Origin of the sequence: Usitatibacter rugosus, assembly GCF_013003965.1 — a bacterium.
Classification (GTDB): domain Bacteria; phylum Pseudomonadota; class Gammaproteobacteria; order Burkholderiales; family Usitatibacteraceae; genus Usitatibacter; species Usitatibacter rugosus.
Genome location: NZ_CP053069.1, coordinates 651,081 through 663,451 on the forward strand (window position 1 = coordinate 651,081; position 12,371 = coordinate 663,451).

Annotated in this window: 13 protein-coding genes and 1 other RNA gene; 13 read left to right on the forward strand and 1 reads right to left on the reverse strand. The window is 68.5% G+C overall.

Going from position 1 to position 12,371, the window contains the following annotated elements; all coding sequences use genetic code 11:
- Nucleotides 1–44 precede the first annotated feature (44 nt).
- From rsmI to DSM104443_RS03395, 3 genes are read left to right on the forward strand one after another with little or no spacing between them, the layout of a single operon-like run.
- Complete coding sequence (gene rsmI, locus DSM104443_RS03385; protein ID WP_246232488.1) at nt 45–827, forward strand: 16S rRNA (cytidine(1402)-2'-O)-methyltransferase; 783 nt, start codon at nt 45–47, stop codon at nt 825–827.
- Between the two features lie 39 nt (nt 828–866).
- Nucleotides 867–1,898 (forward strand): dihydroorotase, encoded by a 1,032-nt coding sequence (gene pyrC, locus DSM104443_RS03390; protein ID WP_171089454.1) that lies wholly within the window; start codon nt 867–869, stop codon nt 1,896–1,898.
- A gap of 20 nt (nt 1,899–1,918) precedes the next feature.
- Entirely contained in the window at nt 1,919–2,698 is a 780-nt protein-coding gene (locus DSM104443_RS03395) for a DUF3025 domain-containing protein (protein ID WP_171089456.1), read from the forward strand.
- On the opposite strand, the gene DSM104443_RS03400 is transcribed toward DSM104443_RS03395, so the two are convergent.
- Nucleotides 2,699–3,490: an IclR family transcriptional regulator gene (locus DSM104443_RS03400; RefSeq protein ID WP_171089458.1), complete on the reverse strand. Its 792-nt coding sequence runs from the start codon at nt 3,488–3,490 to the stop codon at nt 2,699–2,701.
- Between the two features lie 135 nt (nt 3,491–3,625).
- Between DSM104443_RS03400 and DSM104443_RS03405 the strand changes: the two genes are divergently transcribed.
- From DSM104443_RS03405 to DSM104443_RS03450, 10 genes are all read left to right on the forward strand, one after another.
- On the forward strand, nt 3,626–4,891 hold the full coding sequence (locus DSM104443_RS03405; protein WP_171089461.1) for an extracellular solute-binding protein: 1,266 nt from the start codon (nt 3,626–3,628) through the stop codon (nt 4,889–4,891).
- Nucleotides 4,892–4,907: 16 nt separating this feature from the next.
- Nucleotides 4,908–5,765, forward strand: coding sequence for a carbohydrate ABC transporter permease (locus DSM104443_RS03410; protein ID WP_171089463.1), 858 nt, complete (start codon nt 4,908–4,910; stop codon nt 5,763–5,765).
- On the forward strand, nt 5,758–6,597 hold the full coding sequence (locus DSM104443_RS03415; RefSeq protein WP_171089465.1) for a carbohydrate ABC transporter permease: 840 nt from the start codon (nt 5,758–5,760) through the stop codon (nt 6,595–6,597). Before DSM104443_RS03410 ends, DSM104443_RS03415 begins: the two co-directional genes overlap by 8 nt.
- A gap of 93 nt (nt 6,598–6,690) precedes the next feature.
- Nucleotides 6,691–7,761, forward strand: a complete 1,071-nt coding sequence (locus DSM104443_RS03420) for a mandelate racemase/muconate lactonizing enzyme family protein (RefSeq protein WP_171089467.1) — start codon at nt 6,691–6,693, stop codon at nt 7,759–7,761.
- Between the two features lie 9 nt (nt 7,762–7,770).
- On the forward strand, nt 7,771–8,691 hold the full coding sequence (locus DSM104443_RS03425) for a dihydrodipicolinate synthase family protein (protein ID WP_171089469.1): 921 nt from the start codon (nt 7,771–7,773) through the stop codon (nt 8,689–8,691).
- A 2-nt stretch (nt 8,692–8,693) separates the two neighbouring features.
- Nucleotides 8,694–9,791, forward strand: coding sequence for an ABC transporter ATP-binding protein (locus DSM104443_RS03430; protein ID WP_171089471.1), 1,098 nt, complete (start codon nt 8,694–8,696; stop codon nt 9,789–9,791).
- Nucleotides 9,788–10,675, forward strand: coding sequence for a 2-dehydro-3-deoxygalactonokinase (locus DSM104443_RS03435; protein WP_171089473.1), 888 nt, complete (start codon nt 9,788–9,790; stop codon nt 10,673–10,675). Before DSM104443_RS03430 ends, DSM104443_RS03435 begins: the two co-directional genes overlap by 4 nt.
- Nucleotides 10,672–11,313, forward strand: a complete 642-nt coding sequence (locus DSM104443_RS03440) for a 2-dehydro-3-deoxy-6-phosphogalactonate aldolase (RefSeq protein ID WP_171089475.1) — start codon at nt 10,672–10,674, stop codon at nt 11,311–11,313. The genes DSM104443_RS03435 and DSM104443_RS03440 overlap by 4 nt, the downstream gene beginning before the upstream one ends.
- An RNA gene (gene rnpB / locus DSM104443_RS03445) (RNase P RNA component class A) lies at nt 11,312–11,633 on the forward strand. Before DSM104443_RS03440 ends, rnpB begins: the two co-directional genes overlap by 2 nt.
- 124 nt (nt 11,634–11,757) lie before the next feature.
- Nucleotides 11,758–12,342 carry a hypothetical protein gene (locus DSM104443_RS03450; protein ID WP_171089478.1) on the forward strand — a complete coding sequence of 195 codons (585 nt, stop codon included), beginning with the start codon at nt 11,758–11,760 and terminating at the stop codon, nt 12,340–12,342.
- The last annotated feature ends 29 nt before the right edge of the window (nt 12,343–12,371 follow it).

Below are 12,371 nucleotides of genomic sequence, written 5' to 3' on the forward strand. Positions count from 1 at the left end.
CGGGATTATATGTGGTGGCGACTCCCATCGGTAATCTCGGGGACATGACCCGTCGTGCCCTGGAGACACTGCACGGCGTGGATGTGATCGCGGCGGAGGACACGCGCGTCACGCGCGGCCTGCTGTCCCACTACGGGATCGGCACGCGCCTGGTCGCGCTGCACGAGCACAACGAGCGCCGCGCGGCCGAGCAGGTGGTCGGCTGGCTCGGCGAAGGCAAGCGCGTGGCGCTGGTCTCGGATGCCGGCACGCCCGCGGTGAGCGATCCGGGCGCGTTGGTCGTCGATCGCGTTCGCGCCGCCGGCTTTCCCGTCTTTCCCATTCCGGGTGCCAGCGCGCTCACCGCGGCGCTGTCCGCGAGCGGCATCGAGGCCGACGGCGTGCTCTTCGCGGGGTTCCTCCCCGCCAAGGGAAAGGAACGTCGCGAGAAGCTCGCGGCCCTTGCGGCGTCACCCTGGGCCCTGGTGCTCTACGAGTCCCCGCATCGCATCGAGCAGACGCTCGGCGACCTGCACGAGTCGCTGGGCGATCGCGACGTGGTCGTCGCACGCGAGCTCACCAAGCGCTTCGAGACCATCACCCGCGTGCCGCTCGCGGAGGCCGTCGCGTGGATCGGCGCCAACCCGGATCGCGTGCGCGGCGAGTTCGTGCTCGTGATCGAGCCGCGCCCCGTCGAGGCGGCCGCGGGTCCCGATCCGCGCGCGGTGCTCGAGCTCCTGCTCGCCGAGGTGCACGTGAAGGGCGCCGCCGCGATCGCCGCCAAGCTCTGCGGCCGCCCGAAGAAGGAGATGTACGAGCTTGCCCTCGAGATCTCGGGGAAGAAATAAATGGGGTCTGACCCCATTTATTTCCCCATAATTGCGGCGATGGAAACGATCACGATCACCCGCCCCGACGACTGGCACGTGCATCTGCGCGACGGCGAGGTGCTGGCACCGATGGTGGCGGCAACGGCAAAGCAGTTCGCGCGTGCGATCGTGATGCCGAACTTGAAGCCGCCGGTGACGACGGTGGCGCTCGCGGAGGCGTATCGCGGCCGCGTGCTGGCTGCGCTGCCGAAGGGCGCGCGCTTCGAGCCGCTGATGACCCTCTACCTCACCGACAACACGCCGCCCGCCGAGATCGAGCGCGCCAAGGCGAGCGGCTTCGTGAAGGCGGTGAAGTACTACCCGGCGGGTGCCACGACGAATTCGGACTCCGGCGTCTCCGACCTTCGCAAGTGCGATGCGGTGCTGGAGGCGATGCAGGGCGCCGGCCTGCCGCTGCTGGTCCACGGCGAGGTGACGGATGCCGAGGTCGATGTCTTCGATCGCGAGGCGGTGTTCGTCGAGCGCACGCTGGGCCCGCTCGTGAAGCGCTTCCCCAAGCTGAAGATCGTGGTCGAGCACATCACGACGCACGAGGCCGCGGCGTTCGTCGAGCGCGCGCCGGAGAACGTCGGCGCCACGATCACGCCGCAGCACCTGCTGCTCAACCGTAACGCCCTCTTCGCCGGCGGCCTGCGTCCCCACCACTACTGCTTGCCGGTGCTGAAGCGCGAGCCGCATCGCAGGGCGCTGGTGAAGGTCGCGACGTCGGGCAATCCCAAGTACTTCCTCGGCACCGACTCCGCGCCGCACGCCAAGGGCGCGAAGGAGAGCTGCTGCGGCTCCGCGGGCGTCTTCAGCGCGCACACGGCGATCGAGCTCTACGCCGAGGCGTTCGAGGCGGCCGGCGCGCTCGACAAGCTCGAGGGCTTCGCGAGCCACCACGGCGCGGACTTCTACGGCCTGCCGCGCAACACCGCGAAGGTGACGCTCGAGCGCGTCGAGTGGGAAGTGCCCGCCGAGTATCCCTTCGGTGCGACGACGATCGTGCCGATGCGCGCCGGCGAGAAGCTGCGCTGGCGCCTCGCGTAACGACCCGGGAACCGCCTCGCATGGAGTGGACGGCAGCGCGCGCCGCGCTTCGCAACCCCGCGTTCGCGCCGCTCGCCCCCGCGCTGGCGCTCCTCCCAACGGACCGCTGGCCCACGCACGCCGAGCTCACTGAGCTAGCGCACGGCATCGTGACGTCGCGGGGCAAGGCGCTCCAGTTCATCGCGCCCCGCGGCCACACCGATCGCGAGCGCCGCTACTACGAGCTGCACATCGCCGACACGGGCGAGGTCGAAACCCGGCCCGAGAACTGGCACGACCTCTTCAACGCGCTCTCGTGGATCGCTTTTCCGAAGTCCAAGGCCGCGATCAATGCGCAGCACGCCGCGATCCTCGAGGAACGCGGTGAGGAGGAGGCGAAGCGCAGGAGCCCCGAGCGCGATGCGCTGACCCTTTTCGACGAAGGCGGCGTGATCGTGGCCTCGAGTGACGCACGCGTCTTCGAGCGCATCCGCGGCTTCGCGTGGAAGGAGCTCTTCTGGGGCGAACGCGTGGGCCTCGCGAAGACGACGCGCTTCGTCGCCTTCGGCCACAACCTTTTCGAGAAGATGCTCGATCCGCACCTGGGCATCGTCGCGAAGACGGTCTTCGTCCCGCTCGCGGAATCGTTCGATGCGGACGAGGCCCTCGCCGCGCATTTCGCGACTCGCGCGAACTTCACCTCGCCCAAGGCGATGGCGCCGATGCCGGTGCTCGGAATCCCGGGCTGGCACCCGGGCACGGAGACCGAGGTGTACTACGACGACAAGGACCAGTTCCGCGGGTCGAGGCCGCGGCCCTGATCAGGCGCGGCCGCCGAGCTTGCGCGTGATGTTGCGCGCGGCGGTCACGACCGCCGGGGCGATCTTCTCCAGGTGCTCGAGCGTGAGGCGAAACGACGGCGCCGTAACGCTCACGCTCGCCACGACGCGGCCGCGGTAGTCGAAGATCGGAGCCGCCGCGCAGCGGATGCCCAGCTCATGCTCCTCGAGATCCTTGGCATAGCCCACGCGGCGGATCTCGGCCAGGTGCTTCACGAGCGCCGTCTTGGCGGCGAAGGTGTGCTGCGTGAAGCGCTTCAGCGGCAGGCGGTCGATCAGCGGGCCGCGCGCGGCCTCATCCACGAACGCGAGCATCGCCTTGCCGACCCCGGTGCAATGCAGCGGGCCGCGCTTGCCGATCGCCGAGAACATGCGGATGCGCTGCCGGCTCTCGACCTTGTCGATGTAGACGACTTCGATGTCGTCGATGACCGCGAGGTGGACCGTCTCGCCCGTCTCGTCTCCCAGCCACAGGATCTCGTCGGCCGCCGCGCCGCGGATGTCGAGGCCCTCCCACGACTTCTGCGCCATCTCGAGCGCGCGCAGGCCGACGCGGTAAGTCCCGTCGCGATCGTCGACCGCCAGCAGCTTGTGCGCGACCAATGCGCCGAGCAGCCGGTGCAGCGTGGCCTTCGGCAGCTTCGTTTCCTTCAGCAGGTCGGTGAACCGTTGCGGCTGCGGCGAATCGCAAACGAGCGCGAGGAGGTTCAACCCCTTGTCGAGCGCACCGGTGCCGGTGGGCTTGGTGTTTTTCGTTGCGATACGCGATGGCATCGATACACCCCGAACCGTTGACATGCGGCAGGCGCCGCGCCAATACTAAGAAAAACGAAAACGAGTTCCATGATATGGAACCACCGGCAGCACGTCAACCCGTGGCGGCGCCGGGCTACTCACGAGGAGATCGAGATGTCTTTCCGCACGATCCAGGCCCTCCTGGCCACGGCCGCGCTCGCCGTCGCCGCCACCGCCCACGCCCAGAAGATCGAGCTGTGGACCTTCGTCGGTCCCGGCGAGGCCAACGTGCGCGAGCGCGCGATGGACCAGGTCATCAAGACCTTCAAGGCGAAGAATCCCGGCGTCGAGGTGAATGTCACCGTGATGCCGTGGCAGCAGCTGGCGCCCACGCTGCTGCGCGCGTCGAAGGCCGGCCAGGTTCCGGACGTGGCGATGCTCTATTCGCCCTCGATGCCCGCGCACATCGCGGCGGGCACGCTTTCACCGCTCAAGACCTACATGGATGCGTGGACGCCCGCGCAGAAGAGCGACCTCGTGACGCTGCCCGAAACGCGCGACCGCGCGGGCAACGTGTTCGGCATCCCGTGGGAAATGCGCGTGTCGGGGCTCGGCTACCGCGACGACCTGCTGAAGGCCGCGGGCAAGCGCCCGCCGCAATCGATCAAGGAGTGGGGCGAGGTGGCCAGTGCCGTCGCCACGCCCGACATCGCCGGCATCGCGATCGGCTTCAGCCCCGAGGCGCCGTCCGTTGCCGCGGGCTGGTTCCTCACCACGCTCGTCGGCTCCGGCGTGAAAGTGCTCACCGACGACGGCAAGGCCGCGTTCAACACGCCGCAGGCCGAGAAGCTGGTGCAGTGGGTGCTGGATCTCAGCGCCAACGGCAAGCAGGCGATCCCGCAGAACGTGGCACTCCAGGGCCTCGAGCAGGCACAGACGCTCTTCATCGCGCAGAAGGCCGCATTCCTGCCGCAGTCCTCGCAGCGCTTCGAATTCATTCGCGAGCGCTCCAAGCTCGGCGACAAGGTGAAGCTCGCGCCGTACCCCGGCTGGGAAGAGGGCAAGCCCTCGCCCGCGCTGGTGCAGAGCTGGAGCCTCGTGATCCCGAAGGGTGCGAAGAATCCCGCGGCCGCGTGGAAGTTCATCGACCACTGGACCTCGACCGCCGTGCAAGTGGAATCCGCGAAGACCGCGGGCTACGTTCCGGTGCGCACGAGCTCGCTCTCCGATCCGTGGTTCAACGACCCGAAGGCCGACGTGATCCGCTGGGCCGTGGACTACGCGGGCAAGAACCCGCTCAAGTTCAACTTCCCCGACAACACCGACGCGCTCTACGACACGTGGGCCAAGATGTTCGGCCAGGTGCTCACCGGCAAGATGACGCCGAAGGAAGCGCTGGCCTGGGCCGAGACCGAGTACAACCGACGCGGGGGACGTTGATCCCGTGAAGGGCCGCATGGGGGTACGGCTCCAGCCGTACCTCTTCTTCTACCCGTCGCTGCTGCTGGTCGCCGCGGTCTCGTTCGTCCCGCTGTTCTACGCGGTGCGGCAGAGCTTCCACGCGGCCGACTACCTGCAGACCGGCGCCTTCGTCGGGTTCGCGAACTACATCGCCCTCTTCACCACGGGCGGCGGGCTCACGAACACCGGGCGCTCGATCGTCTTCGTGCTCGGCACGCTGGCGCTCACCATGCCGCTGGGCATCGGGCTGGCCCTGCTGCTGAACCAGGACATCAAGTACCGCGGCTTCTTCCGCACGGTGCTGATGATTCCCTGGATCGTCTCGCAGCTCGTGACGGGCCTGCTGTGGATGTGGCTCTACGACGGGCGCGTGGGACCCGTGGCGCACGCGCTCTCGCAGATCGGCATCAAGATCTCCGGACCGCTCACCGATACGTCGTGGGCGATGGCGAGCCTCATCGTCGCCAACACCTGGCACTCCTATCCGCTCGTGATGGTGTTCACGCTCGCGGCGCTGCAGACCATTCCGCCGGAAGTGCGCGAGGCCTCGCGCATCGACGCGGCCTCGTCCTGGAGGCGTTTCCTGCACGTGACCCTGCCGTTGATTCGCAACACCGTGATGGTCGCGCTCGTCCTCACGACGCTGCACACGTTCAACACGGTGACCACGGTGCTGATCATGACCGGGGGCGGCCCCGCGGAAGTGACGGACGTGCTGGCCCTGCGCGTCTTCAAGGAAGGCTTCACATTCTACCGCATGGAGGTCGCCTCGGCCGCCGCGGTGCTGATCTTCGGGCTGAACATCGCGTTCAGCATCGCCTACATCCGCGTGCTGAGGAGCGACCGTGCCTAGCGCCCGCCGCAATCGCTGGGGGCTCATCGCCACGTACGCCGTGCTGGCGCTCGCGGCCGCCTTCGTGCTGTTTCCGTTGCTGTGGGCGCTCTCGGCGTCGTTCAAGGGACCGACGGACGTGCTCGCATCGCCGCCGCGCTGGATCCCGCCGACGTTCGACTTCAGCAATTACACCCGCGGCCTCTTCGCGCCCAAGTTCCTGCGCTATATCGGCAACAGCCTGCTGGTGGTTGCGGGCGCGCTGGTGGTGAGCGTGGGGCTCGCGGTGCACGCGGCCTACGCCGTGTCGCGCTTCCGCTTCCGCGGCAAGGACGCGCTGCTCTTCATCATCTGGTCGACGGTGATGATTCCGGGCGTGTCGATCATCGTCCCCCTGTACCTGCTGGCCGTGGACCTCAAGGTCTACGACACGCTCTTCGTCGTGATCATCGCGTACTCCGCGTGGCTCGTGCCCACGCTGATCTGGCTGCTGCGCGGCTTCATCGAGACCGTGCCCTACGAGCTCGAGGAGTCGGCGCTGGTCGACGGCTGCTCGCGCCTGAAGGCGTTCTACGTCGTCGTGCTGCCGTTGCTGCGCCCCGGCCTCGCGGCCGCGAGCGTACTGGTGTTCGTGACGATCTGGAACGACTTCCTGCTCGCCTTCAGCCTCACGTTGAAGGACGAGAACCGGCTCCTGCAGGTGGGCCTGTACTCGTTCGTCACCGAGCTGGGCATCGAATGGGGCCCGCTCATGGCCGCCACCATCGGCTCGACGATCCCGGTCGTCCTCGCCTTCGCGCTGCTGCAGCGCCAATTCATCCAGGGCCTCACCGGCGGGGCCGTGAAGGGTTGATGTGAAGATCACCAATGTCGAAGCGTTCGTCGTGGGCAACCCGTGGAAGAACTGGGTGCTCGTGAAGGTCACCACGGATTCGGGCCTCGTCGGGTGGGGCGATGCCACCACCGGCTCTCCACGCAGCCGGTCACCGCGGCGGTGCGCGAGATCAAGCGCCTCTGCGTCGGCCAGGACGCGCTCGCGATCGAGGCGCTGTACGACCGCGTCCACAAGGCGCTCTATCTCACGGCGAACGGGATTCTCCTGTCCGCACTGGGCGGCATTACCACGGCGTGCTGGGACATCCTCGGCAAGTCGTCGAAGCTGCCGCTCTATCAACTGCTCGGCGGGCGCGTGCACGAGAAGCTCCGTGCTTACGCGAACGGCTGGTACACGGGCGGACGGACGCCGGAGGCCTTCGCCGACGGTGCCGCGGCCGTCGTCGAGCGCGGCTATACCGCGCTCAAGTTCGATCCGTTCGGCGCGAACTACCGCTTCATGAGCAACCGCGAGCGAAGCCTGAGCCTCGATCTCGTCGAGGCCGTGCGCGACCGCGTGGGCGAGGACGTCGACCTCATCATCGAGGCGCACGACCGCTTCACCGTGCCCGAGGCGATTCGCCTCGCGGGCGAGCTGCAGCCGTATTCCCCGCTCGGACTCGAGGCCGCCGTGTGGTCGGAAGACATCGACGCGCTGCGGCAGGTCGCGGCGTCGAGCCCGATCCGCATCATGGCGGGCGAGCGCTTCTGCACGCCGCGACAGTTCGACGACCTCTGCGCGGGCGGCCTGTTCGACATCGTGCAGCCCGAGTACGTGGAGCTGGGCGGCATCTCGCGGCTGCGCGACGTGGCGGGCATTGCCGACGCGCACGGCGCCTCGCTCGCACCCCACAACGCGCGCTGCCCGATCAGCACGGCGGTGAACGTGCACTTCATGACGGCGACCCGCAACGCGTACATCCAGGAGACGTTCGATGACTTCCACGTTCCCTGGGCGCGCGACCTCTTCGTGGGCGTGCCGGAGGTGAAGGATGGCTACTTCACTGTGTCCGACCGCCCCGGCCTCGGCATCGAGGTGAACGAGGCCCTCTTCGAGAAGCACCCGTATTCCGAGCATTTCTTCATGAACCTCTTCGCCGAAGGCTGGGAAAAGCGCAACGCCAAGCCCAGCGGCGAGAAATAGGAACCGCAAATGGCCCAACCCTTCTTCCGGGGCGTGTACGTGATCCTGCCCACGCCCTTCGACGACCGCGGCAACCTCGACCTCGAGGGCCTGAAGCGCGTGGTCGACTTCAGCATCGACTGCGGCTCGCATGGCGTGGTCGGCCCGGCGAATGCGAGCGAGGCTCCGTATCTCTCGGACGCCGAGCGCCGCCAGGTGGTGGAAGTCACGGCGAAGCAGACCGCCGGCCGCGTGCCCTATGTCGCGGGCATCACGGCGTCGTGCGCGCCGCTCGCGGTCGAGTGGGCGAAGCACGCGGAGCAGAGCGGGGCGGACATGGTGATGGCGATGCCGCCCTTCATCCAGCGCGCTTCCGACAACGAGATCCGCGCGTTCTACACGGCGATCGGCGAGGCGACGAAGCTGCCGGTGTGCATCCAGAACTACCAGGGCCCGGGCGGCACGCCGCTCTCGGCACCATTCATGACAGGGCTGGTGCGCGACCTCCCGACCGTGAAGTACGTGAAGGAAGAGACGGACTTCCCGGGACCGATGGTCACGCAGCTGCGCGAGCTCGCCGGAGACAACTTGAAAGGCGTGATGGGCGGCAAGGCGGGGCGTCACCTGCTCGACGAATACCGCCGCGGCGTGTGCGGCACGATGCCCGCGTGCGAAGTGGCGGACCTGCACGCCAAGCTCTGGGCCGAGCTCGAGGCCGGCAGCCCCGAAGCGCGCGAGACGTACCGCAAGCTCCTGCCGCTGCTGCTCTTCGAGACGAGCTACGGCGTGGCGGTCTACAAGGAAGTCCTGCGCCGCCGCGGCGTGATCAAGAGCGCGTACCACCGCCAGTCCGGCGGGCGCGTCCTCGATGCCGGAGCGCAGGCGGAGCTGGGCGCGATCCTGGCCGACCTCGCGCCGATGATGAACGCGAAGCACAAGCTGGTGGCCTAGCGATGGCACGCGTCTCGCTGCACGGGCTCGGCAAGCGCTTCGACAACGTCGAGGCGGTACGCGACGTGAACCTCGAGATCGCCGATGGCGAGTTCGTGGTGCTCGTCGGCCCTTCGGGCTGCGGCAAGAGCACCACGCTGCGCATCATCGCGGGCCTCGAGGAATCCACGAGCGGCGAGGTACGCTTCGGCGACCGCGTCGTGAACGACCTCACGCCGCGCGAGCGCAACATCGCGATGGTGTTCCAGAGCTACGCGCTCTATCCGCACATGACCGTCGAACGGAACATGGGCTTCGCGCTCGAGCAGGACGGAACGTCGAAAGGGGACATCCGGGAGACGGTGCGCAAGACCGCGGAGCTGCTGGGCATCGGCGAGTTGCTGGAGAGGAAGCCCAAGGCGCTCTCGGGTGGCCAGCGACAGCGCGTGGCGATGGGACGGGCGATCGTTCGCCGCCCCGAGGTGTTCCTGTTCGACGAGCCGCTGTCGAACCTGGACGCGGCGCTGCGCACGCAGATGCGCATGGAGATCAAGAAGCTCCACCGGCTGCTGAAGACGACGGTGGTCTACGTGACGCACGACCAGATCGAGGCGATGACGCTCGCCGACCGCATCGTCGTGATGGACCGCGGCGAGATCGTGCAGGTCGGTACGCCCATGGAGGTCTACGAGCGGCCAAAGACGCGGTTCGTCGCCGGCTTCATCGGGGCGCCGCGCATGAACTTCGTGCCGGCCGCGGTCGGCAGCAACAGCGTGGGCGACCTCACGCTCGCCATTCCCGGCACCGCACCGTGGCGGATTCCGAACGCGCACCGCGCGCGCTTCGCGATGTTCGCCGGCGGCCCCGTTGAGCTGGGCATCCGTCCCGAGCATTTCATGGAGCAGGCCGGCCCGGAGTCGGCGCTGCTCTCCGCGCTGCCCGACGTGGTCGAGCCGACCGGGGCGGATACGCTGGTGCATTTCCCCGTGGGCGGCGCGGACGTGGTCGCGCGCTCCCGGCCAGAACGCCGCATCGCCGTGGGCGAGCCGCTCGCGTTCGCCGTCGACTTCTCGCGCATCTACGCCATCGATCCCGCCAGCGGCCGGATCGACGCCGCATGATCGCCGTCGACTGGGGCACGTCGCGCGTGCGGGCCTGGCGCCTCGCGGAGGACGGCCGCGTGCGCGAGCGCCGCGCGCTCGATGCGGGCGTCATGGCGGTGTCGCGCGACGAGTTCGCGCCGATCCTCGAGTCGATGGTCGGCGCATGGTGCGCGGAAGGCGATGGACCGCTCTTCCTGTGCGGGATGGTCGGGGGCCGCCAGGGCTGGCTCGAGGTGCCCTACGTGTCGTGCCCCGCGTCGCTCGACGACATCGCCGCGGGCATCCGCGAGATCACGTGGGCCCGCGGCCGCGCGTTCATCGTCCCCGGCCTGCGGTGCCAGGATCGCGAAGGCGTTCCCGACCTGCTTCGCGGAGAAGAGAGCCAGGCGCTGGGCGCGATGGCGCTGCTGCCCCCGGGCGGAGCGACGCTCTGCCTCCCGGGCACGCACAGCAAGCACGTGCTGCTCGAGGGCGACTGCGTCGAGCGCTTCGAGACCTACATGACCGGCGAGTGCTTCGCGCTGCTGATGGAGCACAGCATCCTCGGACGCCTCGCGAACGGACGCGACATCGACGAGGCTGCCTTCGAGGCGGGCGTCGGCCGCGCGAGCCGCGGCGGGGTTCTTCCGCACCAGCTCTTCGGGGCGCGCACGCGTGCGCTCGTGGGCGAGCTCGCGCCCGAGTCGGTCGCGGGCTATCTCTCGGGCCTGCTGATCGGCCACGAGGTCTCGCAGCTTCCCGCCGAGCCGGCCGTGTACGTCGCGGCCGAGCCGGCATTGCGCGACGCCTACCTGAAAGCGCTGGACCTCTCCGGCCGCAAGGCGCGTCCACTCGACGCCGACGTGGCCGCGATGGGCTTGCAACGCCTCGCGCGTTCGCTCGGCACGAGGGCGGCGGCATGAATGATCTCGGCGAGCGCCTGGCCCGCAATCCCTTCGTGGCGATCCTGCGCGGCGTGCGGCCGGACGAGGTCGAGTCGATCGCCGAGGCGCTGCTGGCCGAGGGCGTCGAGATCCTCGAAGTCCCGCTCAACTCGCCGCAGCCCCTCGACAGCATCGAGCGGCTCGCGAAGCGATTCGGAGGTCGCGCGCTCGTGGGCGCGGGCACCGTGCTCGACGCCGCGTCCGCCGATGCCGTGGCGCGCGCCGGAGCGCGCATCGCAGTGATGCCCAACGCCGACGCCGAGGTCGTGCGCGCGTCGAAAGCCGCTGGAATGATCGCCATGCCCGGCTTCCTCACGCCGAGCGAGGCGTTCGCGATGCTCGCGGCGGGCGCCGATGCGCTGAAGCTCTTTCCCGCGGAAGCGTCGTCGCCCGGCGTCTTGCAGGCGATGCGCGCCGTGCTTCCTCCCGGCACTGGCGTCCTGCCGGTGGGCGGCGTGCGGCCCGACAACCTCGGCCCGTGGCTCGCCGCGGGCGCGGTGGGCTTCGGCATCGGCTCCGCGATCTACAAGCCCGGATCCACGCCCGAAGCGGTGCGTGAACGTGCTCGAGCCTTCAACGAGGCTTTGCGCGCGGTACCGCGTAAACTGTCGGTGTGAAGCAGGCCAGGCGGTCGCTGCGTGACCCTTCGGGGATGCGCAGAGGAAAGTCGGGACACCATCGGGCAGCGTAGCGGGTAACTCCCGTCCGCCGTGAGGCGAGGATTAGAGCAACAGAGACGAGTCCAGCTGACGCAAGTTGGTTGGGGTGAAACGGGCAATCTCTACGCGGTGCAACACCAAATAGGCAGGCGTTGATGTGGCCCACGGAGCCTGCGGGTAGGTGGCTTGAGCCCTGCGGCAACGCAGGGCCTTAGAGGAATGATCGTCATAGCCCGCAAGGGCCGTAACAGAATCCCGCTTACCGGCCTGCTTCACTTTTCCCTTCACCTTTCCGGTTGATTCGTTTGTAGGGCTTGGCACGGCCGCCGAAGCGGCGTGCACCTACGCGTGAAACGGCGGCATCCGAGTGTTCCTCGCCTCGCGCCGTCCTACGCTGCAGTCATGAAACGAATCCTCCTCGCCTTCCCCCTCGTCGCCGCTGTCTTCATGGTCGCTCCGCACGCTCGTGCCGAGGGCGAAGCCGAGCAGATCGCCGCTTCGTTCGCCGCCGTGGCCGGATCGGCGGAGAACGCGGTGAAGCTCGCGAAATCGCTCCATAGCGGCAAGGTCGTCGCGCTGCGCGGCACCGATGCGAACGGCAATCCGTCGCTGGTCGCGTTCGGTGTTCCCGAAGGCGGCATGAGCTGGAGCGAGGTGCACAGCACGCTGCAGAAGGCGCAAGCCAAGATCCAGGGCAGCGGGATTCGCGAAGCGAGCGCCCACGACATCCAGGCCGCGTTGCTCGGCGGCAAGCTGCAACGCGACGATGGTTCGGCGGTGGTCGTCGACGGGGTGCTCGCGACGCGCGCGCCGCAAGCCTTCGAGCCCGCCTCGGCGTCTTCGAACAACGGCAATCCGATTTACGGCGCGACGCCCTCCTTGCCGCAGGCCTCCGCCAGCACGTGGGGCAGCTATCGCCCGTCGATCCGCAAGTCGCAGCAGTTCGAGCACGTCGCCGGCGTCGTCAACGCCGGATACCTCCGCTAGCTTGTCCGCGTACTTCCGCTAGTTCCCCG

What these genes read in the sequence shown, in the direction of transcription:
- rsmI (WP_246232488.1), top strand. Translation starts at nt 45, where the DNA reads ATGACCCGTCGTGCCCTGGAGACACTGCACGGCGTGGATGTGATCGCG.
- pyrC (WP_171089454.1), top strand. Translation starts at nt 867, where the DNA reads ATGGAAACGATCACGATCACCCGCCCCGACGACTGGCACGTGCATCTG.
- DSM104443_RS03395 (WP_171089456.1), top strand. Translation starts at nt 1,919, where the DNA reads ATGGAGTGGACGGCAGCGCGCGCCGCGCTTCGCAACCCCGCGTTCGCG.
- DSM104443_RS03400 (WP_171089458.1), bottom strand. Translation starts at nt 3,490, where the DNA reads ATGCCATCGCGTATCGCAACGAAAAACACCAAGCCCACCGGCACCGGT.
- DSM104443_RS03405 (WP_171089461.1), top strand. Translation starts at nt 3,626, where the DNA reads ATGTCTTTCCGCACGATCCAGGCCCTCCTGGCCACGGCCGCGCTCGCC.
- DSM104443_RS03410 (WP_171089463.1), top strand. Translation starts at nt 4,908, where the DNA reads ATGGGGGTACGGCTCCAGCCGTACCTCTTCTTCTACCCGTCGCTGCTG.
- DSM104443_RS03425 (WP_171089469.1), top strand. Translation starts at nt 7,771, where the DNA reads ATGGCCCAACCCTTCTTCCGGGGCGTGTACGTGATCCTGCCCACGCCC.
- DSM104443_RS03430 (WP_171089471.1), top strand. Translation starts at nt 8,694, where the DNA reads ATGGCACGCGTCTCGCTGCACGGGCTCGGCAAGCGCTTCGACAACGTC.
- DSM104443_RS03435 (WP_171089473.1), top strand. Translation starts at nt 9,788, where the DNA reads ATGATCGCCGTCGACTGGGGCACGTCGCGCGTGCGGGCCTGGCGCCTC.
- DSM104443_RS03440 (WP_171089475.1), top strand. Translation starts at nt 10,672, where the DNA reads ATGAATGATCTCGGCGAGCGCCTGGCCCGCAATCCCTTCGTGGCGATC.
- DSM104443_RS03450 (WP_171089478.1), top strand. Translation starts at nt 11,758, where the DNA reads ATGAAACGAATCCTCCTCGCCTTCCCCCTCGTCGCCGCTGTCTTCATG.